The organism is Nocardioides aromaticivorans, assembly GCF_013408525.1.
Lineage (GTDB): Bacteria > Actinomycetota > Actinomycetes > Propionibacteriales > Nocardioidaceae > Nocardioides > Nocardioides aromaticivorans.
The window spans coordinates 2,891,165-2,911,049 of the sequence record NZ_JACBZM010000001.1; the positions used below are offsets into that span (position 1 = coordinate 2,891,165).

Here is a 19,885-nt window from a genome sequence, read left to right on the forward strand (position 1 = left end):
GGCAGATCACGCCCGTGTTCAATCGGTTTCGCCATGCAAGCCCCGCTCGACCTCCGCCCCGTCGGCTACCTCCACCCCGACGCGACGAGCCTCGTCGCCCGCGTCCAGCGGGAGTACGTCGAGCGCTACGGATCGCCCGACGAGAGCCCCGTCGACCCCGCGCTCTTCGACCCGCCGGAGGGCCTCTTCCTCGTCGGGTACGACGGCGCGGACCCGGTCGCGACGGGCGCTTGGCGTCGCTCGCCGGTCCACGCCCTCGGCGGGTCCAGCGCGGTCGAGGTGAAGCGGATGTTCGTCGTCCCGGAGCGGCGGGGGCGGGGGTTCGCGCGGGCCGTGCTGGCGGAGCTGGAGTCGACCGCGGCCGCGGCGGGGCACGACCTCGTCGTCCTCGAGACGGGCTTGAAGCAGCCGGAGGCGATCGCGCTCTACCTCAGCGAGGGCTACGTGGAGATCCCGGGCTTCGGCTTCTACGCCGGCTACCCGTTGTCGCGGTGCTTCGGGAAGCGGATCGCCGCGGCTGGTTGAGGTCCGCGTGCCGGCGAGCCCCGACAGTCGGGCGACGATCCGGGGCGGACGTCCGGACGTCATGCGAAGTGGTCGCCCGGACGACCGTTTCGCATGACCTCCCGGGCCAGGGGCCGCCGCAAGCGGGTGACGTCATGCGAACCGCGCGCGATGACGCTCGATTCGTATGACGTCCTGACGGCGAGCCCGGCGGAGCCCCAAAAACGGGCTGAGCGGCCCCGAGATGGACGGCCGCTCAGTTCTCCCGACCGGTCCATGCCCGGGGCCGCCCGCCCCAAACACGCGTGAAGGTAAAGACTTCAGGCGACGTCGCGACGGCGGACCAGCAGCAGGCTGAGCGCGATCGCGGCGACGATGTAGACGGTGACCGTGAGCGCCGCCTGCGGACCCGGGACGGTGTCGAGCACGCCGGGTGTCCCGTCGCCCTCGCCGACCCCGACGATCGAGCCGATCAGCGAGCCGGCGCTCGTCCCGGGCAGCACCTCGGTCAGTGCCTCGACCCACGAGAGGAGCTGGCCGACGCCGCGCAGCAGGTTCTCCACGACCAGCGCCCAGACCAGGCCGAGGCCGACCGACAGGGCCGGGCCGCGGGCGAGGGTGCCGAGCGCGAAGCCGAGCACCGCCCACATCTCGAGCACGAGGAAGCCCGCGCCGAACGCCTCCGCCGTCGAGCCGAGCGACGGCAGCACGACGTCCTGGCCCTCGGTCGCGGTGATGACGAGGGAGATGCCGAGGTCGAAGACCAGCGTCACGGCCAGGGTCGCGACGACGAACACGGTCAGCGCGGTGACGGAGCCGATGACGGCGGAGCTGCGGCGTACCCCCTGGGAGAAGACGGTCTTCCACGTGCCCCAGCCGTAGCCGTTGCCGGCCACGAGCGCGCCCAGCACCATCATCAGCGCGCCGCCGAACATCGGCATGCCCTGCAGGAAGACGTTGGGCACGGCGTCCGGCAGGAGCCGGGCGAGCTGCTCGGCCTGCGTGGTCCCCTCGTCGGCGAAGCTGGCGTCGCCGGTCGTGTAGGACAGGTAGGTGAACAGGTAGCCGAACATCAGGCTCAGCGCGAGCCAGGCGCCGAGGGTGATCCACACGGCGGGCCAGGCGCGCAGCCGGCCGAGCTCGGCGCGGGTGCTGCGCAGAGTGCTGGCGACGAGGCCGGTGGACGGTACGACGGTGCGGGGTGCGGTGGTGGCGCTCATCGGACGGCATCCTTGGGTGCAGTGCTGCCGGAGGTGCTGCCGGAGGTGCTGCCGGAGGTGCTGCTGGTGGTGCTGCCGGAGCTGTCACCGGAGGTGAGGTCGAAGAAGACCTCCTCCAGGCTGCGCTCGGCGGCGGTGATCTCGTGGACGTCGATGCCGGCGCTGACCAGCTCACGGGTGACCCGTGGGGCCTGGTCGGGCGGCAGGGTCAGCTGCAGGGCTCCGTCGGTGGTGCGCTGTACGCCGTCGTCGCCGGCCAACCGCATCGCGACCGCCAGCGCCTCCGGCTCGGGGGTGGCCCGGACCCGGATCGAGATGCCCCCGCGGAGCTCGGCCACGCCTCCCTCCCGCAGGAGCCGGCCGTCGTTGATCACGGCGACGCGGTGGCAGATCTCCTGCACCTCGGCCAGCAGGTGGCTGGACAGGAGAACGGTCTGACCGCCGCGGGCCAGGTCGACGACGAGTGCGCGCATGTCGGCCATGCCCGCGGGGTCGAGGCCGTTGGTCGGCTCGTCGAGGACGATCAGCTCCGGGTCGCCCATCAGCGCGGCGGCGACGCCCAGTCGCTGCTTCATGCCGAGCGAGTAGCCCTTGAACCTGTCGTCGCCGCGGCCGGCCAGGTCGACCCGCTCGAGCACCCGCTCGACCTCGGCGTCGTCGAAGCCGCGGTACCGCGCGAGGGTGCGCAGGTTGGCGCGACCCGACAGGTAGGGGAAGAAGCCGGGGCCCTCGATCAGCGCGCCGACCGGCGAGGTCGCGTACGCCGTGCCGGAGGTCGGCCGGATCAGGCCCAGCAGCATCCGCAGGGTCGTGGTCTTGCCGGCGCCGTTGGGCCCGAGGAAGCCGTAGACCTCGCCGCGCCGCACGGTCATCGTCACCTTGTCCACGGCGACCCGGTCGCCGTACACCTTCGTGAGGTTGTCGGTGGAGGCCACCGTGTCGTGTGCGTTCATGTCCTCCAGCGTGCTGCGGCCGCGCCTTTCGCGCGTCCGACGGAGCGCGGCTCCGGCGTACGCAGGACTGCGTACGCCGACGGCGCCCGTCGTCGTACACGCGTGGGGCGCGGCGCGCCTAGCCTCGGTGCCATGAACCACTCCCTGGCCGAGATGCACCGCGCCCACCGCTCGTGGTGGCCGTGGGCCGTGCTGGCGATCGTCCTGCTGGGCACCGCGGCCTCCAACGGGAAGAACGACGTCGAGAACGCGGTCCTCGGTGGGGTGCTGCTGGCCGTGCTCGCGACGGTGCCGGCGGTGCTGCCGGTGCTGCCGGGAGCGCTGGCCTCGGGGCCGCTCCTCGCGTCCGGCGCGCTGTCGGGCGCCTACTTCGCGCTCGGGTACGCCGACGGGCCGATCTTCCTCGCCCTGCCGACCGCGACCTTCCTCGTCGCCTCGGTGGTCGCCGTCCGCCGCTGGCTGCCCGGCGCGCTGGTCGGCGCCGCCCTGCTCGCGGGTGGGCTGGCGGGACGCTGGCAGTGGTACGCGGACGAGCCCCACAAGAGCCTGTGGCAGGGCATCGGCATGTTCGGCGTCGTGCTCGCGGCCGGGGCCGTGGCGACCGCGACGCGCAACCGGTTCGAGGCGCGCGCGGAGCGGGTCGAGCGGGCGTCGACCGAGGAGCGGCTGCGGATGGCCCAGGACCTGCACGACGGTGTCGGCCACGGGCTCGCAGTGATCGCGATGCAGGCCGGGGTGGCGCTGCACGTGCTGGACCGCGACCCGGCCAAGGCGCGGGAGAGCCTGGAGGCGATCCGCGCCACCAGCCGCGAGGCGCTCGAGTCGCTGCGCTACGAGCTCGCGACGATCGCGGGGGAGCCGGCGCCGCGCCGGCCCGCGCCGGGCGTCGAGGCGGTGCCGGCGCTGGTGGAGCGGGTGCGCTCGGCCGGGCTGCGGGTCGAGGTGATCGGTGACCCGGGCACGCTCGCGGAGCCGGTCGGCGAGGCGGCGTACGCGGTGCTGCAGGAGGCGCTGACCAATGTGCTGCGGCACGCGGTCGCGACCACCGCGACGATCGTGTGGGAGCGGGGGAGCGACTCGGTCGCGCTGCGCGTCTCCGACGACGGCCGCGGCGGCGAGGTGCAGGATGAGGGCATGGGCATCGGCGGCATGCGGGCACGGGTGACCGCGATCGGCGGCACCTTCCGGGCCGGGCCGCAGCAGCACGGCGGCTTCGAGGTCACCGTGGTGCTCCCGGCATGAGGGCGGGCGGGAGCATCAGGGTCGCGCTGGTCGACGACCAGCCGCTGGTCCGGATGGGCCTGGCCACCCTCGTCGACGCCGAGCCCGACCTCGAGCTGGTGGGCGAGGCCGCCGACGGCCGGGAGGGCCTCGCGCTGCTGCGGCGTACGACACCCGACGTCGTGCTCTGCGACATCCGGATGCCGGTGATGGACGGTCTGGCACTGCTCGCCGAGGTCGCGGCGGACCCGTCGCTCGCGGACGTGCGGGTGGTCGTGCTGACGACCTTCGAGCTGGACGAGTACGTCTTCGAGGCCCTGCGCAACGGCGCCAGTGGCTTCCTGCTCAAGGACGCCGAGCCGACGGCGCTGCTCGACGCGGTGCGGGTGGTCGCCGAGGGCGGCTCGCTGCTCGCCCCGTCGGTCACCCGCCGAGTGATCGACCACTTCGGCACCCGCGGCGCTGAGAAGCCGCACCCGCGGTTGGGCGACCTGACCGAGCGGGAGCGCGAGATCCTCGGCTGGGTCGCGACCGGCCGGTCCAACGCGGAGATCGCCGCCGAGCTGGTCGTCAGCCCCGACACCGTCCGCACCCACGTGAGCCGAGCGATGGTGAAGCTGCAGGCGCGCGACCGGGCCCAGCTGGTCGTCTTCGCTATCGAGTCCGGCCTGCGCCGCTGACGTCGTCGGGCACCGCGAGGCCGGGGAGGTTGTCCTCGGCGGGGACCGGCGCGTCGATCACCCGGCGCACCGGCACGTGCCCGCCCCAGACGCCGGCCTCGACGTCCTCGGGCTCGTCGACCGGGCCGCCGGCGCGGGCCTTCATGGATGCCTCGTGCAGCGGGACCGCGAGCACCGCCGTCGCGGCCAGCTCCTTGCGGGTGCTCGGGCGCAGCGTCGCCGCGCGTCCGGGGAGCATGTGGTCGACGATCAGGTCGAGCGCGTGCTGCCGCTCGTCGGGGTCGTCGACCAGGCGCGCCCGACCGATCACCACGGCCGAGCGGTAGTTCATCGAGTGGTGGAAGGCCGAGCGGCCGGCGACCAGGCCGTCGAGCTCGGTGACCGTGACGCAGACCGTTCGATCGACCGACGCGCGCAGCCACCGGGCCGCGACGGAGCCGTGCACGTAGAGCGTCCCGCCCGCGTCGGGTCCGTCCACGTCGACCGCGTACGCCGTCGGCAGCACCACCGGGTGGCCGGGCCGGCCGTCGGTGCCGGGCGCCTGGACGCCGACGTGGGCGACCAGTGCATCGGCCAGCAGGTCCAGCAGCTCCGCACGGTCGGCGACGGCGCGGTTGCGGCCGCGGTTGATCCGGGTGCGTCCGGTGGGCTCGAGTCTCGCCTCGGTCACGGTGCTCATGGCACCATCGTGGGCGACAAGTGGCCTGCGCGCACGGGCCAGTTCCGATCGACTTGGACAGGCCAATGCTGACTCTCCCCGTCCGTCTCGACCGCGCCGACCCCCGTCCGCTCGGCACCCAGCTGGCCGACCAGGTCCGCCGGCTGGTCCTCGACGGCGTCCTCGACCGCGGCGACCGGATGCCCTCCTCCCGGCGGCTGGCCGCCGACCTCGGGGTGTCGCGGTCGGTGGTGGAGCAGGCATTCGACCAGCTGCTCGCCGAGGGCTGGCTCGAGGCCCGGCAGGGGTCGGGGACCTGGGTCGCGGGGGGTGCCGGCGCCGAGGGTGCGGCGCGGCCCGCGCGCCGCCGGGCGCCGGCTCCCACGCGTCCGCTGGTCATGCTCGACGCGGGCACGCCGTGGATCGACCCACGCCACGAGGCCGTCTGGCGCCGGGCGTGGCGCGAGGTGTCCTCGGCCACCCCGCCGCGGGGGTACGACGACGCGCGCGGCCTGCTCGAGCTGCGCACCCTGGTGGCCGAGCGCCTCGGCCGCACCCGGGGGCTCGCCGTCGACGCCGACCGCGTGCGAATCACCGGCGGCACCGGCGCCGGCCTGCGGCACCTCCTCGCCGTCCTCCCGCGGGGCCCGGTCGCCGTCGAGGACCCCGGCTACCGCGCGGCGGTGGCCACCGTCCTCGAGTCCGGGCGCACCGTGCGCGACCTGCCCGCGCTGGAGCCCGTGCACGACCTCGCCGGCTGCGTGGCGGCGTACACGACGCCGGCGCACCAGCACCCGCTCGGGCGGGTGATGCCGGCCGCGGACCGGCTCACGCTCCTGGCCACCGCCCGCCGGGACGGGGCGCTGGTGGTGGAGGACGACTACGACTCGGAGTTCCGGTACGACGTCGCGCCGGTGCCGGCGCTCGCCACGCTCGACCGCGAGCAGGTGGCCTACCTGGGGACCGCGTCCAAGTCGATCCTGCCCTCGCTGCGGCTCGGCTGGACCGTCGTACCGGACCGGCTGCTCGACGCCTTCGACCGCCACCGCGACCTGATCCACGACGCGCCGCCGTGGCCGGTGCAGCGGGCGATGGTGACCCTGCTGCGCGACGGGTACGTCGACGCGGTGGTCCGCTCCGCGCGCCGGGTCTACGCGGAGCGGGCGCCGCGGGTGGTCGCCGCGCTGGAGCCGTACGGCGAGCTCGCGGGGCCGGTCGCCGGGATGTACTCGACGTGGCTGCTGCCGCACGCCCGGGCCGCCCGGGCGCGGGCCGCGGCGGAGGAGGCGGGCTTCCGGGTCAATCTGCTGCGCGACTACTGCCGGACGGCGCGGCTCAGTGGTCTGGTCGTCGGCTTCGGCGGCCCGACCGACGAGGAGCTGGATCGCGCGCTGGCGGAGCTGGTCGGCTCGCTCAGCGGCGCGCGCCGATGACGACCGGCCGCCCCGCGAGGTAGCCGGCGCTCACCTGGACGACTCCGAGCCCGACGAGCAGCGCACAGGGGAGCGCCCAGCCGCCGGTGGCGTGGTGCAGGGTGCCGATCAGGAACGGACCGCCGGCCGCGAGCAGGTAGCCGACGCTCTGGCCCATCGTGGACAGCGCGGCGGTGTCCGCGCTGGTCGAGGTGCGCAGCGCGAAGCAGAGCAGCACGACCGGGAACACCGCGCCGCCGGCGCCGAGCAGGGCGGCCCAGACCCAGGCGCCGCCCTCGGGGGCGACCCACAGGCCGGTCCAGCCGATCACGGTCAGCAGGGTCAGGCCGGCGACCAGGTGGCCCTGGTGGCGCAGCCGGCCGGCCACGCTCGGGACGAGGAAGAAGAAGGGGACGCCGATGACGATGCTGATCGCCAGGAGCAGGCCGGCCGTCTCGTCGCTGAAGCCGGCGTCGGCGTACAGGCTCGGGAGCCAGCTCATCATCACGTAGGCGTAGAGGGACTGCGTGCCGAAGAGGACCGTCACGGCCCACGCGGTCGGGCTGCGCCACATCGACGCGCCGCGCTCCGTGGAGCGCGCGACGGCGCGGCCGCGGGCGAAGGGCGCCCAGGCGAGGGCGGCGGCGACGGCGACGAGCGCCCACAGGCCGAGGCCGAGGCGCCAGGTGCCGGTCGCGTTGGTGAGGGGCACGGCGAGGGCGGCCCCGGCGGCGGAGCCGAGCGAGAGGACGGCGGTGTAGGCGCCGGTCATCGCGCCGACGCGGCCGGGGAAGTGCTCCTTGACGATCGCCGGGATCAGCACGTTGGCCAGGGCGATGCCCGCGCAGGCGACGAAGGTGCCGGCGAGCAGCGCGGGGGTGCCGTCGAGGACGCGCAGCACGAGGCCGGCAGTGAGGATGACGAGCGCGAGCGCGAGGCCGCGGTCGACGCCGATCCAGCGGGTCACGGCCATCGCGGTGGCGCCGACGAGGGCGAAGCAGAGCACGGGCAGCGAGGTCAGCAGGCCCTGCGTGGTCGCGGAGACGCCGAGGTCGCCGAGGCGGTCGAGCAGCGCGCCGAGGCTGGTGACCGCGATCCGCAGGTTGAACGCGATCAGGAGCACCGCGAGGACCAGTCCGGCCCCGGCTCGGCGGCGCGAGGCCGCGTCCGGGCCGGGGGATGATGGGGTGGCACCGGTGGGGATCTGGTGGACGACGGTGGCCATGTCCCCTAGCATGACAGACATCGGATGATTGGACGAATGATGCCGCTGGCTCCCGCCGCTCCCACCTCCCTGGTCGACCAGGCCATCGAAGGCATGCGCGCCCTGCTCGCCACCGGCGAGTGGACCCTCGGCACCCGGATCCCGCCCGAGCCGCAGCTCGCCGCCGACCTCGGCGTCAGCCGCAACACCGTCCGCGAGGCGGTCAAGGCGCTCGCCCACGTCGGCGTCCTCGAGGTACGCCGCGGCGACGGGACCTATGTCGCCGCCACCACCGAGGTCCAGGCGCTGATGCGCCGGCAGGCGGAGCGCGTCGAGATCGAGCACCTGCTGGAGGTGCGGCACGCGATCGAGGTACGGGCCGCGGCGTTGGCCGCCGGTCGTCGTACACGGGCGGACCTGGCGGCGCTCGACGCCATCGCCGCCCGACGACTCGCGGCGCTCGACGCCGGTGACGGCGCCGGCTTCGTCGACGCCGACGTCGACTTCCACGTCGCGGTCGTCGCGGCCGCCCACAACCCGCTGCTGAGCGAGCTCTACGACGGCCTCGTGGAGACCCTGCGGGCCAGCATCGACGACCCGACGAAGGGCTACCCGGCCATGCTCCCCGAGCACGACGCCGTGCTCGAGGCGATCCGCCGTGGCGACGCCGACGGGGCCGCCGCGGCCGGCGCCGAGCTGCTCGACCACGTCACGCGCTGACCCGGGAGGCGGCGAGCTGGCCGCCGACGATCGCCGCCAGTGCCACGGCGAACCCGACGAGCTGCACCGGGCGAAGGTCCTGGCCGAGCAGCAGCCAGCCGAGGGTCGCGGCGACCACCGGAGACAGCAGGCCGAGCAGCGCGGTGGCGGCGACCGGGAGCCGGCCGACCCCGCGGAACCAGAGCAGGTACGCCGCCAGCCCGCCGACACCGCCCAGCCACAGGTAGCCGGCAGCCGCCGGGCCGTCGATCGCCGGGGGAGCACCCTCCACCAGGAAGGTGGCCGGCAGCAGCACCAGCCCGCCGGCGGTGAGCAGCCAGCTCACGAGCACCGGCGAGGAGACGCCGTCCGGCCGGCCCCAGCGCCGGGTCAGCACGATGCCGGCCGCCATCGACAGCGCCGCACCGGCGCCCGCCACCATGCCCAGCGCATCGAGCTCGGCCGCCGGGTTGAGGACGACCAGGGCCACGCCGGCGGCGCCGGTCAGCGCCCAGCCGACCCGCGACCGGGTCGGCCGCTCGCCGAGGACGGGGAGCGCGAGCAGGACGACGAGGAGCGGTTGGATCGCACCGACCGTCGCGGCGACACCACCCGGAAGCCGCTCGGCCGCGACGAAGAGGAGCGGGAAGAAGAGGCCGATGTTGAGGGTGCCGAGCACCAGTGCGCGCCACCACCACACGCCCTCGGGCAGCCGGCGGAGCAGGACCAGGAGGACCAGGCCCGCGGGCAGCGCGCGGAGGAGGCCGGCGAAGAGCGGGTGCCCGGGCGGCAGCAGCTCGGTGGTGACGACGTACGTCGTGCCCCACACCATGGGCGCCAGCGCGGTGAGCAGGGTGAGCGCGGCGGTGGAGCCGGCTGCCGTGTCGGAGCTGGGCGCCGGGGCGGAGACGGTGGCGGTGGTCATGCATCCAGCCTGCGGCCTCCTCATTGATGAGTCCAACGCATGCTTTTCATCGGATCGATCGTGATGCACGATTGATCGATGGAGCTCCAGCAGATGAGATATGTCGTGGCGGTCGCCGAGCTCGGCAGCTTCACCCGCGCGGCTGAGCGGTGCTTCGTCGTCCAGTCCGCCCTCAGCCACCAGGTCGCGCGGTTGGAGCAGGAGCTCGGCGCCCGGCTGTTCCACCGCACCAGCCGCCAGGTGCGGTTGAGCGCGGCGGGGGAGGCCTTCCTGCCCGTCGCGCGGCAGTGCCTGGAGGCGGCCGACCGGGCGGCCGCCGAGGTCGCCGCCGCGACCGGCGAGATCCGCGGCCCCCTGTCGGTCGGTGTCATCCCGACGGTCGCCGCGGTCGACGTCCCCGCCACGCTCCAGGCCTTCCGCGCCGAGCACCCAGGCGTCCAGGTGCGGTTCGCCAGCGGCAGCAGCGACGAGCTGGTCCGGAGCGTGGCGGAGGGCAGGCTCGACCTCGCCTTCCTCGGTCTGCCCGAGGGGCAGGAGGTCGCCGGGGTCGCCAGCCGCGTGCTGGCCCGGGACCGGCACCGGGCCGTCGTCGCGCCGGACCACCCACTCGCCGGCCGGCGACGCCTCCGGCTCGACCGGCTGGCCGACGAGACCTTCGTGGACTTCCCGGCGACGAGCCCGGGCCGGCTGCAGACCGACCTCGCCTTCGAGCGCGCGGGACTGGTCCGCGAGGTCGCGTTCGAGGTGACCGACATGCTGCTGATGGCGCGGATCCTGCGCGCCGGCCTCGCCGTCGCCCTGCTGCCGTCGACCTTCGTGGCACATCTCCCGGAGCTCGTCTCGATCCCCGTGGTGGGCGGTCCCGGCCGCACCGAGCACGTCGCGTGGAGCCCGTTCGGGCCGGCGCCCGCGGCCGTCGTACTCCTGGGGCAGCTGGGCATCACGGTCTGACAGGCCCCCGCTCAGGTCGCCGTCGGCCCTGCCGATCGGACAGATCTGTCATCCGCCTGGAGGAACCGTGCGCCGCCTGTCCCTGCTCCTGCTCGTCGTCGTCACCTCGCTGGCGCTCGCGCGCCCGGCCGCTGCCGCGGAGCTGGAGGGCTACGCGCCGTACCAGCCGGCGACGCGCTGCGCGCCCGCCGCCAAGCCGGGCACCGTGCTGTTCGCCCGCTGGACGGTGAACAGGTACGGCGGCCGCTTCGGCGGGATCTCCCGCGCCTGCGGCGGGAGCCGCTCGGAGCACCAGGAGGGTCGCGCGTTCGACTGGTCCGTCGACGTACGACGCCCGGCCGACCGCGCCCGCGTCGCCCGCCTGATGCGTGACCTCTTCGCGGCCGACGCGGCCGACGCGGCCGGCGAGGCCGACGCCCTCGCCCGGCGGATGGGCATCATGTACCTCATCTGGAACGACCGGATCTGGTCGGCGTGGGACGGCTTCGAGCCGCGCCCCTACCGCAGCTCCTCCTGCCCGTCCCTGCGTCGCTGCTCCCGCACCCTGCGCCACCTCGACCACGTGCACGTCTCCCTCACCCGGAGCGCGGCCGCCGGCCACACCTCCTGGTTCGTGGGGCGCCTCTGAGGGCGCGAAGTGTGAGGCTTTCTCCGCCGAAGTGCGTCTTCCCCTCCATCGAGACGTGACATCTCGATGGAGAAACCCTCGCACTTCGCAGGAGAAACCCTCACACTTCGCGGCGAAAACGGCCGACGGGGGGAGCCGCCGGCTGGCAGCTCCCCCCGTCGTACGGGCCCGTTGGGGCTACGACGTCACTTCGCCCAGTCGGGGTTCCAGCCCTCGATGTCGCTCGCGGGGCGGGTCGAGGGGCCGGTGTAGACCGCCGACGGACGGATCAGGCGACCGGTCTTCTTCTGCTCCAGGATGTGCGCCGACCAGCCACCCGTGCGGGCGCAGGTGAACATCGAGGTGAACATGTTGGCCGGGACCTCGGCGAAGTCGAGGACGATCGCCGCCCAGAACTCCACGTTCGTCTCCAGCACGCGGTCGGGGCGACGCTCGCGCAGCTCGGTGAGGGCGGCCTGCTCGAGCGCCTCGGCCACCTCGTAGCGGGCGGCGCCCAGCTCCTTGGCGGTACGACGCAGCACCCGCGCGCGCGGGTCCTCGGCCCGGTAGACGCGGTGGCCGAAGCCCATCAGCCGCTCGCCGGAGTCCAGCAGGCCCTTGACGTAGGCACGCGCGTCGCCCGACTTCTCGACCTCCTCGATCATGCCGAGCACACGCGAGGGGGCGCCGCCGTGCAGCGGGCCGCTCATCGCGCCGATGGCGCCGGAGAAGGCAGCCGCCACGTCGGCACCGGTGGAGGTGATGACACGCGCGGTGAAGGTGGAGGCGTTCATGCCGTGCTCGGCGGCCGACGACCAGTAGGCGTCGATCGCGTGCGCGTGCTTGGGGTCGGCCTCGCCGCGCCAGCGGATGAGGAACTTCTCCGCGAGGGTCCTGCCCTCGTCCACGAGCCGCTGGGGTACGACGGGCAGGTGGATGTCGCGGGCCGACTGGCCGGCGTACGACAGCACCATCACGGCGACCCGGGCGAGGTCCTCGCGGGCCTGCTCGTCGGAGATGTCATAGGTCTGGCCGAAGCCGAACGCCGGCGCCAGCATCGCGATCGCGGCCTGGACGTCGACGCGGACGTCACCGGTGTGGACCGGCAGGCTGAACGCCTCCGCCGGCGGCAGGCCGGGGGTGAACGAGCCGTCGATCAGCAGGCCCCAGACGTTCTCGAAGGGGACCCGGCCGGCCAGGTCCTCGATGTCGACGCCGCGGTAGCGCAGCGCCGAGCCTTCCTTGTCCGGCTCCGCGATCTGGGTCTCGAAGGCGACGACGCCTTCCAGTCCGTGGTGTACCTCGACCATCGGCGACTCCTTCGTTCCTTCGGGCGGCCGGCCGGGAGCCGGCAGGCCGCGGGCCACAGGCATTCTGCCCCACCCCGCATCGGGCCTCGGAGCCGCGGCCTAGATTGGGTCCATGTCGGATGACCGATCGGTGGACCTGGCCGCCCTGCGAGCGGAGTACGGCGACGCCGGGCTCGACGAGGCGAGTGCCGGCGCGGATCCCTGGCAGCTGTGGCAGCAGTGGTTCGACGAGGCGGCCGCAGCGGGCCTGCACGAGCCGAACGCGATGGTCGTCGCCACCGTCGACCCCGATGGCGCGCCGTCCGCCCGGACCGTGCTGCTGAAGGGCGTCGGGCCGGACGGCTTCCGCTTCTTCACCAACACCGCCTCCCGCAAGGGCGCGGCGCTGGCCCACGAGTCCCGCTGTGCACTGCTCTTCCCGTGGCACCCGCTCGAGCGGCAGGTGCGGGTCGAGGGGCTCGCTCGCCCGCTGCCGGCCGGCGACGTGGCGGCGTACTGGGCCTCGCGGCCGCGGGGCTCCCAGCTGGGCGCGTGGGCCTCACCCCAGTCCCAGGTGGTCGCGGGGCGCGACGAGCTCGAGCTGCGCCACCGCGAGGCGGAGGAGCGCTTCGCCGGCCAGGACGTCCCGGTGCCCCCGGAGTGGGGTGGCTACCGGGTCGAGCCGGCGTCCTTCGAGTTCTGGCAGGGCCGGCCCGGCCGCCTGCACGACCGGATCCGCTACGGCAGGGCGTCGAATGGCTGGGAGGTCACCCGGCTCGCGCCCTGAGGCGCACCGGCCCCGTTGCTGTCCTCGTCGCCGCCGTTCTGCGTCGCCCAGAGCACGCCGAGGATGATCAGGACCAGGATCACGCCCACCAGGAGCAGGGTCTGGCGCCGGTCGTCGTCGGACGAGGCGTTCGCGACGGGGGTCCGCTCGGCGCGCACCTTCGGGGGCTTCGATGCCTTTGATGCCTTCGGGGCCTTGGCGGGCTTCGCCGGCTCCCTGGCCGGCTCGGGCTCCACGTCCCGCGAGGACTTCCGGGTACGACGCCGCCGGACCCGGTCGCTCCCCGCCGGCAGCGTGCCCTCGAGCGGCTCGAAGTGGGGCACCGCGAAGCTCGGCGAGACGAAGTTGCGGAACTCGTCGTGCATGCCGCGCGGCCCGTCGTCGACGACCTCCTCCTCGACCTCTTCGACCTCCTGGACGACCTCGTCGACCGGCTCGGGGTCGGGTTCGACGGGCTCGGGTTCGACGGGCTCGACGTCGGCCTCGATGGCGTCCGGCTCCTCGACGACCGGCTCCGGCTCCGTCGTACCGGTCACGAGGTCAAGGTCGATGCGGGCGATCTCGCCCGTGTCGGGATCCCACGGATCGGTGAGCGGGTCGTTCAGCGGGTCGAACCGCGGCACCGCCCGCGACGGGGTCAGCAGGCTGCGGAACTCGTCATGGTGGATCGCGGCGACGCTCGGCTCGGGAGCGCGCTCCTCGACCTCCTCGTCGACCTCGACCTCGACCGCGGGCTCGGCCTCGGGCTCGACCTCAGGCTCGGGCAGGGCGACGACGGGAGTCTCGACCGTGGCGGGTGCGCGGTCCACGACCGGCGTCTCGACGGTCGCCGGCGCCACGTCGGCCACTGCTGCCGGCGCCGCCTCGCCGAGCGTGACGAACGGCTGGTCGGCGCCCGGCCAGGACGCCAGCGGCACCGTGTCCAGCACGATGAGCAGCGCCTGCGCCGTCGGGCGCCGGTGGTCCGGGCCGCAGATGGCGCGCATCAGCACCTCGGCCGCGAACGGCGGGAAGCCGGGAGCGACCTCACCGGGCGGGGGCGGGTCGCCCTCCCCGGGGTCGACACCGGTCAGCGCGTGATAAGCGAGTCGCCCGAGGACCGCCGCATCCTTCTCGCCCGACTGCTGCAGCAGGGGGAGGGCCTGCCCGGCGGGGAGCGGGTCGGGTGCGGCCGCAGAGATCAGCGCGTCCAGCTGGGCGCGCTCGTCCGACGGTTGCCCCATGTCCATGGGCGCATGATGCCCCGCAGATGCCGATTTCGTGGCCGAATCCGATAACCCGCGCGGGCGTGGGACGCGGCCGTCGTACCCGCCGACTTGTGCGTTCCGCCCGCCGAGTTGCCGGTTTCGCCCGCCGAGTTGCCGGTTCCGCCCGCCGAGTTGCCGGTGAGGTGCGTCGAGTTGCCCCTTCGTGCGATCTCGACCGACGAAACCGGCAAGTCGACCGACGAAACCGGCAAGTCGACCGACGACACCGGCAAGTCGACCGACGAAAGTGGCAAGTCGCGCGGCCGAAGCGGCAACTCGGCGGGAGGGGGTCAGGGGAGGAGGCGGGCGCGGACCTCGTCGGCGATGAGGTCGACCGCGGGACGGGCGGCGATGTCGGCGGCGACCTGCTGGGCGGCGCGACGGTACCGGGGGTCGTCGAGGACCTGGCGGATCCGGTTCGCGAGTCCGGCGGGTTGGAAGAGGCGTACGGCGACGCCCGCATCGACGAGTCGCACGGCGTGGTCGAACTGGTCGTAGTCCACCGGCCACACCACGGACGGCAGGCCGGCCGCCAGCGTGTGGCCGAGCACGCCCGCCCCGCCGTGGTGCACGACCGCGTCGAACCGGGGGAGGTCGCGGGCGTAGCTGACGTAGTCGTGCACGACCACCCGTTCCGGCAGCCCGACTCCGGGTCCGCCGACGGGGCCCGCGCAGCCGCCGAGGGTCAGGTGCACCATCACGTCGTCGGGCAGGTCCGCGACGGCGGCGACGGCCGTGTCGAGTAGCGCCTGCTTGTGCCAGGGCAGGTGCGTGCCCGCGGTGAGCAGGACGTGCCGCCGGCCCGGCGCGAGGGTCACGGGAGCGGCGTCCACGGGCGGGGTGAACAGCACCGGGCCGGCGTACCGGACGGCGGCGGGGAGGTGGCGCTCGTACTCGATCGCGGCGGGGGTGAGCGCGAAGGTGCGGTCGGCGGAGTAGATCGCCTCGGAGCCGTCGGGGCGGTAGATCCGCTCCACGCCGACGTCGGCGAGCCGCACCCCGGCCAGCCGCGGAGCGATCCGCTTGAAGCCGCGCACCCACCGGCGCCCGATCGCGTCGCGGGCGCGGCCGGGCAGCCCGACGCCCGGCCGCCACCCGCCGAGGTACGCCGGCGGACCGCTCCGTCCCTCGATCGCGCACGGCGACGGGTGGACCGTCCACCAGGGCAGGCCGGCCTCGTCGGCGGCGGTGCCGACGGCGCCCATCGTGAAGTCGGCGATGACCAGGTCGGGCCGTCCCTGCTCCCACAGGGCCAGCAGCTCGGCCCGGAAGTCCTGCTGCAGCCGCACCGCGGCGCGGAACTGGCGGAAGAGCCTCCGCGGGTTGCTGCCGATCCGGTACGGCGGGTTCACGACCGTCTCGATGACCTCGTCGGCGCCGTCCAGCAGCGCCTGCCCGGTCAGGCCCGCGGCGCGGATCGCCGGCTGTGCGGCGGCGGTGCTGACCACCCGCACGGACAGGCCGGGCTCCGCGGCCAGGCGCTCGGCGATGCCGAGCACCGGGTGCAGGTGCCCGGCCATCGGGGGCGCGACGAGGTCGACGTGCTTCATGCGTCCAGTGCGTCTCGTGACGGTTGCTGCGCAACCTCCTCGACGACCGGGGCGGGCGTCAGCTCGACGGCCAGCCGCCGGCAGAGCGCCGCGAGCTCCGGCGAGGCGAGGTAGTCCAGGTGCCCCGCGGCGACCTCGAGGTCGCGCGGCCACCACCGCGCGAGGTGGTCGCTGCTGCTCGCGACCCGGATCGTGCGGCAGTCCGGCGGCCGGGTGGCGACGGCGCCGTACGCGACGACGGTGAGCCGGTCGAGGACGTCGCGGGGAAGGTCCAGCCGCCCGAGCAGGTCGAGGCCGATCGAGCCGGCCAGGACGAGGGTGTGCTCGGCCCTGCGGAGCTGCTCCTCGACCCGCGGTCGGTGTGTCGCGGCCCAGCCCGCCCTGAGGAGCCGGACCCGCAGGAAGAGCACGAGGTGCCGGAGGCTGCCCAGCCACAACGGCACGGCACGGTACGGCGCCAGCGTGGCGTCGTACGGGAAGTTCAGCCGGACCTTCGCGGCCTCCGGCACGGGCAGGTCGTCGAGGAAGGCCTGCTGGACGGGGGAGAGCGCGCAGCTGCGCGGGTCGCTCTGGCCGGTCAGGTGGAGGACCTGGAGCCTCACCGCACCTCCCGGAAGTCGTCGTCGGCGACGACGCGGTAGGTGTGCGTCCGCCACCGGATGGTCCGCTGCACGGCGCCGTGCCCCAGGTGGAGGGGCTGCACCAGCTCGGACACCAGCGAGATCCCCGGGCGGTGCAGCGGCCGTCCGTAGATGCGCAGCTGGACCAGCCGCAGCAGCAGGAACCGTCCACCGAGCAGCGCCGCTAGGGGCCCGAGACGCCGCTCGCGGACGGTCCCGAGGAGCACCGCCCACAGCAGGTTCGGGTGGGTGCCGTGCAGGACGCTGATCGCGGCGACGGTCCTCAGCGGCTGGCGCCGCAGCAGCAGGTTGGCGAAGAGCATCCAGCGGTGAAGCAGGCGGACGTAGGCGCCGGGGGAGTCGACCGTCGTGGTGATCCACTGCGGCGACGCGGTCTGGCAGATGGTCCCGCCAGTGCGCTGCACGGCGCCCGCGACGGCGAGGTCGTCGGTGAGATTGCGCAGGATCGGCGTGAACCCGCCGAGCGAGCGCAGGTCGCGCACCCGCATCGCCCACGTCATCCCGTTGATCGTGACGGGGTCGAGGGTCAGGTAGGTCATGGCCGCGTTGTTGTCGACGAACTGCTCGACGAGCTGCGCCCACGGCGTCCCGCCCGGGAGGTACGCCGGCAGGCCGGTCGCCAGCGTCGCCCGCTCCAGGCCGCCGAGCAGCGCGCCCAGGCTCGCCCGGGGCAGACGGGTGTCGTCGTCGAGCACGAGGAAGATCTCGTCGTCCGCGGCCTCGTCCAGGGCGGGCTGCAGCTTGGCGAGCTTGGGGTTGGTGCCGTCGGGGGCGGGTGGGCAGATGCGGATGTCGAGGCGGGTGCCGGTCGCGCCGGAGCGTGCGAGCTGGTCGCGGAGGCGGCCGACGATCCGCTGCGCCTCCGGGTCGTCCTCGTCCACCAGCCAGCAGAATCGCGCCCCGTCCAGCGACAGCAGGTTGTCGCGCAGCGCGTCCTCCAGGCCCGGGTCGCCGGAGAGGATCGGCTGCACGACGACGACCTTCCCGATCTCGGCGGGGCCGGGCTCGACGGCCGCGGGCGCACGGGAGGCGGTGCGCAGCGTGATCGCGGCCTTCGCCGCCTGCAGGCCCAGGTAGCCGACGGCAGCGGCGGTGGTGGCTCGGCGACTCACAGGCGCTCCCGCTGCCACGCGACGAACCGGTCGACGCCCTCGGCCACCGACACCCGGGGCGTGCCGAGGTCGCGGAGCATCTTGTCGGGCACGAACGTCTTCGACCAGCTCAGCACGCCGACGCCGTAGGGAGTGATCGGCGGTTCGCCCGGCAGGTGCAGCAGCCGCCACGCCCGCTCCAGCACGGTCGCCGCGCGCATCGCCGTGGTCAGGCTGACCTCGCGGGTCGGCGGCTGCAGGCCGAGCCGGTCGATGACCTCGAGCAGCATCGCCTGGATCTCCACGGGCTCGGCGTTGGTCAGGTGGTAGACGCCGCCGAGCTCGGGCCGGGCTGCCAGCTCGATCAGGTAGGCCGCCAGGTTGTCGACATAGATCAGATCGCCGACGGCAGGCTCGGCACGTCCGGTCAGCCGCGGGACACGGCCGGCCTTCGCGGCGGCGATGATCCGCGGGAACAGCACCGTGTCGCCCGGCCCGAAGACGGCGCGCGGGCGCGCGACGACCCAGCTGCCGTCGTACTCGCGGACGACGGCCTCGCTCTCGGCCTTGGTGCGGGCGTAGTCGTTGGCGAACGTCGGGCCGACCGGCGACTCCTCGGTCAGGTCGAGCTGGTCGCCGTCGCGGTAGAGCACCGAGCTCGACGACACGTGCACCAGCCGCGGGTTGCCGAGCCGCCGGCACCACTCGACGACGGTGCGGGTGGCGGTGACGTTGTCGCGGTCGTAGGCCTTGCGGGGTGCGTACGGCGTCGCGCGGGCCGCGCAGTGGATGACGGCGTCGGGCTGCCAGGGCAGCGCGGGCAGCCCCGCCGGGTCGCCGACGCGGCCGAGGTCGACGCTGGCGTAGTCGTCGCGGTCGAGCCGCCGCCGGCCGATCCCGAAGGTCTCGTGCCCGGCCTCCTGCGCCCTCTCCACGAGCCGTCCGCCGACGAACCCGGACGCTCCGGTCACCAACAGCCTCACGAGACCCTCCTGATCCGACGGCGCTTCTGGTCCGGGGCCTCCACCGGCCACCCCATGGGTACGACGACCGGCGGCCGCGCGCGCAGCCGCTCCGCCAGCCGCTCGATCTCCACGCCGACGCGGGAGATCCCGGCGGGCAGGCCGGTCACGGCGACCCGCCACTCGTCGCCGTGCTGCTCGATCCGGTAGTCGCCGAGCTCGCCGGCGAGCGCCACGGCGTGGCGCAGCGCGTCGGGCCAGACCGGCACGGCGCCTCCGTCGCCGGCCAGCGTCAGCACGTCGTCGGCGCGGCCGAGGACGGCGGCGATGCTGCGGCCCGGACGCCCGCACGGGCACGGACCCGGCGCGGCGAGGAGCACGTCGTCGAGGCGGTGCCGGACGACGAGCTGGGTGGTGCGGGTGAAGTCGGTGACGACCGGGTGGAAGCGGCGGTGGTCGATCCACTCCGGCTCGATGTGCACGTGGCCCTCGTTGAGGTGCAGCCGCCCGGCTGGACAGCTGACGGCGAGCAGGCCCTCGGTGGCCTGGTAGATCTGCTCGACCGGCAGGCCGAACGACCCGCGGATGACGGCCTCGTCCTCGGGGTCGAGGGTCTCGGCGACGGAGATGACCTGGATCGGCCGCAGCCCGGCCGGCTTCGACGCAGCGATCCGGCGCAGCACGCTCGCCGGCGCGACGAGGACGTCGGTGCCGGGCAGGTCGGGCAGGTGGTCCTCGACCGGGACGGTCAGGTCGTGCCACGAGAACGCCACGCGTCGGCTGTCGAGGGTCTCGTAGAGATTGCTGTTGGCGCGGAGGAAGAGCGCGACCCGGAGCGGTCGCCGGGCGAGCACGCGCAGGGACGCGGGCGCCATCATCTGACCGAGCAGGATCCCTGCCCACAGGCGGCTCTCCTGCTCCGAGACGAGGAAGACGCCGCGGGTGCCGGTGGTGCCGGACGACAGCCCGACGGTGACGCCGCCCGGCAGGGTGGCGGTGAAGTCGCGGGAGCGCTCGGCCGCCTCGGCGACGGCGAGCGCCTGCTCGAGGGTGATGCCGTAGCGGTTGAAGGCCGCGAAGTCGGCCAGCACGGTGCGCTTGTCGACCACCGGGAGGTCCCCCAGCGGTCGGCCGGCGAGGCCCGCGTAGAAGGACGCCCGGGGGAGGTCCTCGCGCAGGAACCGCTCGAGCGCACGGGCCCGCGCGGCGTCGTACACGCCGGGGAGGAGCCAGCGCTCGCGGGCGAACGAGGCGGCGACCGCCGCCTGGCTTCCGGGCATCGGC

20 protein-coding genes are annotated in these 19,885 nt (G+C 74.4%); 8 read left to right on the plus strand and 12 right to left on the minus strand.

The features are described 5' to 3' along the window. The first annotated feature begins 33 nt into the window (after positions 1-33). Complete coding sequence (locus tag BJ993_RS13715; protein WP_179649264.1) at positions 34-525, plus strand: GNAT family N-acetyltransferase; 492 nt, start codon at positions 34-36, stop codon at positions 523-525. Between the two features lie 299 nt (positions 526-824). Here BJ993_RS13715 and BJ993_RS13720 read toward each other — a convergent pair whose 3' ends face one another. Together BJ993_RS13720 and BJ993_RS13725 are read right to left on the minus strand one after the other, a co-directional pair. After that, positions 825-1,724, minus strand: a complete 900-nt coding sequence (locus BJ993_RS13720) for an ABC-2 transporter permease (RefSeq protein ID WP_179649265.1) — start codon at positions 1,722-1,724, stop codon at positions 825-827. Then, entirely contained in the window at positions 1,721-2,677 is a 957-nt protein-coding gene (locus BJ993_RS13725) for an ABC transporter ATP-binding protein (RefSeq protein WP_179649267.1), read from the minus strand. The genes BJ993_RS13720 and BJ993_RS13725 overlap by 4 nt, the downstream gene beginning before the upstream one ends. Positions 2,678-2,809: 132 nt before the next feature. Between BJ993_RS13725 and BJ993_RS13730 the strand changes: the two genes are divergently transcribed. Further along, positions 2,810-3,919 carry a sensor histidine kinase gene (locus BJ993_RS13730; protein WP_179649269.1) on the plus strand — a complete coding sequence of 370 codons (1,110 nt, stop codon included), beginning with the start codon at positions 2,810-2,812 and terminating at the stop codon, positions 3,917-3,919. After that, the gene (locus BJ993_RS13735; RefSeq protein ID WP_179649271.1) at positions 3,916-4,578 is read left to right on the plus strand and encodes a response regulator; all 663 of its coding nucleotides are present in this window, start codon (positions 3,916-3,918) and stop codon (positions 4,576-4,578) included. The genes BJ993_RS13730 and BJ993_RS13735 overlap by 4 nt, the downstream gene beginning before the upstream one ends. Here the strand turns inward: BJ993_RS13735 and BJ993_RS13740 are convergent. Next, on the minus strand, positions 4,553-5,257 hold the full coding sequence (locus BJ993_RS13740; protein ID WP_179649273.1) for a pyridoxamine 5'-phosphate oxidase family protein: 705 nt from the start codon (positions 5,255-5,257) through the stop codon (positions 4,553-4,555). The genes BJ993_RS13735 and BJ993_RS13740 overlap by 26 nt on opposite strands. Positions 5,258-5,322: 65 nt before the next feature. Between BJ993_RS13740 and BJ993_RS13745 the strand changes: the two genes are divergently transcribed. After that, entirely contained in the window at positions 5,323-6,669 is a 1,347-nt protein-coding gene (locus BJ993_RS13745) for an aminotransferase-like domain-containing protein (protein ID WP_179649275.1), read from the plus strand. On the opposite strand, the gene BJ993_RS13750 is transcribed toward BJ993_RS13745, so the two are convergent. Next, positions 6,650-7,873, minus strand: coding sequence for a CynX/NimT family MFS transporter (locus BJ993_RS13750; RefSeq protein ID WP_179649277.1), 1,224 nt, complete (start codon positions 7,871-7,873; stop codon positions 6,650-6,652). The two genes, BJ993_RS13745 and BJ993_RS13750, sit on opposite strands and share 20 nt — an antisense overlap. Positions 7,874-7,909: 36 nt before the next feature. On the opposite strand from BJ993_RS13750, the gene BJ993_RS13755 reads away from it, so the two are divergent. Further along, on the plus strand, positions 7,910-8,572 hold the full coding sequence (locus BJ993_RS13755) for a FadR/GntR family transcriptional regulator (protein WP_257026884.1): 663 nt from the start codon (positions 7,910-7,912) through the stop codon (positions 8,570-8,572). Here the strand turns inward: BJ993_RS13755 and BJ993_RS13760 are convergent. Further along, entirely contained in the window at positions 8,562-9,476 is a 915-nt protein-coding gene (locus BJ993_RS13760; protein ID WP_179649279.1) for an EamA family transporter, read from the minus strand. The two genes, BJ993_RS13755 and BJ993_RS13760, sit on opposite strands and share 11 nt — an antisense overlap. A 78-nt stretch (positions 9,477-9,554) precedes the next feature. On the opposite strand from BJ993_RS13760, the gene BJ993_RS13765 reads away from it, so the two are divergent. Together BJ993_RS13765 and BJ993_RS13770 are read left to right on the plus strand one after the other, a co-directional pair. Further along, positions 9,555-10,427 (plus strand): LysR family transcriptional regulator, encoded by an 873-nt coding sequence (locus tag BJ993_RS13765; protein ID WP_179649281.1) that lies wholly within the window; start codon positions 9,555-9,557, stop codon positions 10,425-10,427. A gap of 67 nt (positions 10,428-10,494) precedes the next feature. Next, positions 10,495-11,055 carry a VldE C-terminal domain-containing protein gene (locus tag BJ993_RS13770; RefSeq protein WP_179649283.1) on the plus strand — a complete coding sequence of 187 codons (561 nt, stop codon included), beginning with the start codon at positions 10,495-10,497 and terminating at the stop codon, positions 11,053-11,055. 185 nt (positions 11,056-11,240) lie between these two features. Here the strand turns inward: BJ993_RS13770 and BJ993_RS13775 are convergent, their stop codons facing one another. After that, positions 11,241-12,344: a citrate synthase 2 gene (locus tag BJ993_RS13775; RefSeq protein WP_036550374.1), complete on the minus strand. Its 1,104-nt coding sequence runs from the start codon at positions 12,342-12,344 to the stop codon at positions 11,241-11,243. 112 nt (positions 12,345-12,456) lie between these two features. Here BJ993_RS13775 and pdxH point away from each other — a divergent pair, with 112 nt between their 5' ends. Continuing rightward, complete coding sequence (gene pdxH, locus BJ993_RS13780) at positions 12,457-13,110, plus strand: pyridoxamine 5'-phosphate oxidase (protein ID WP_179649285.1); 654 nt, start codon at positions 12,457-12,459, stop codon at positions 13,108-13,110. On the opposite strand, the gene BJ993_RS13785 is transcribed toward pdxH, so the two are convergent. The 6 genes from BJ993_RS13785 to BJ993_RS13810 form a co-directional block, all read right to left on the minus strand. Next, positions 13,062-14,339: a hypothetical protein gene (locus tag BJ993_RS13785; protein ID WP_179649287.1), complete on the minus strand. Its 1,278-nt coding sequence runs from the start codon at positions 14,337-14,339 to the stop codon at positions 13,062-13,064. The genes pdxH and BJ993_RS13785 overlap by 49 nt on opposite strands. A gap of 308 nt (positions 14,340-14,647) precedes the next feature. Next, positions 14,648-15,907, minus strand: a complete 1,260-nt coding sequence (locus BJ993_RS13790; protein ID WP_179649289.1) for a glycosyltransferase — start codon at positions 15,905-15,907, stop codon at positions 14,648-14,650. Continuing rightward, positions 15,904-16,509, minus strand: coding sequence for a hypothetical protein (locus BJ993_RS13795; RefSeq protein WP_179649292.1), 606 nt, complete (start codon positions 16,507-16,509; stop codon positions 15,904-15,906). Before BJ993_RS13795 ends, BJ993_RS13790 begins: the two co-directional genes overlap by 4 nt. Beyond that, complete coding sequence (locus BJ993_RS13800; RefSeq protein WP_179649294.1) at positions 16,506-17,660, minus strand: glycosyltransferase; 1,155 nt, start codon at positions 17,658-17,660, stop codon at positions 16,506-16,508. Before BJ993_RS13800 ends, BJ993_RS13795 begins: the two co-directional genes overlap by 4 nt. Continuing rightward, entirely contained in the window at positions 17,657-18,622 is a 966-nt protein-coding gene (locus BJ993_RS13805) for an NAD-dependent epimerase/dehydratase family protein (RefSeq protein WP_179649296.1), read from the minus strand. The genes BJ993_RS13800 and BJ993_RS13805 overlap by 4 nt, the downstream gene beginning before the upstream one ends. Beyond that, the gene (locus tag BJ993_RS13810; protein WP_179649298.1) at positions 18,619-19,881 is read right to left on the minus strand and encodes a F390 synthetase-related protein; all 1,263 of its coding nucleotides are present in this window, start codon (positions 19,879-19,881) and stop codon (positions 18,619-18,621) included. The genes BJ993_RS13805 and BJ993_RS13810 overlap by 4 nt, the downstream gene beginning before the upstream one ends. Positions 19,882-19,885 lie beyond the last annotated feature (4 nt).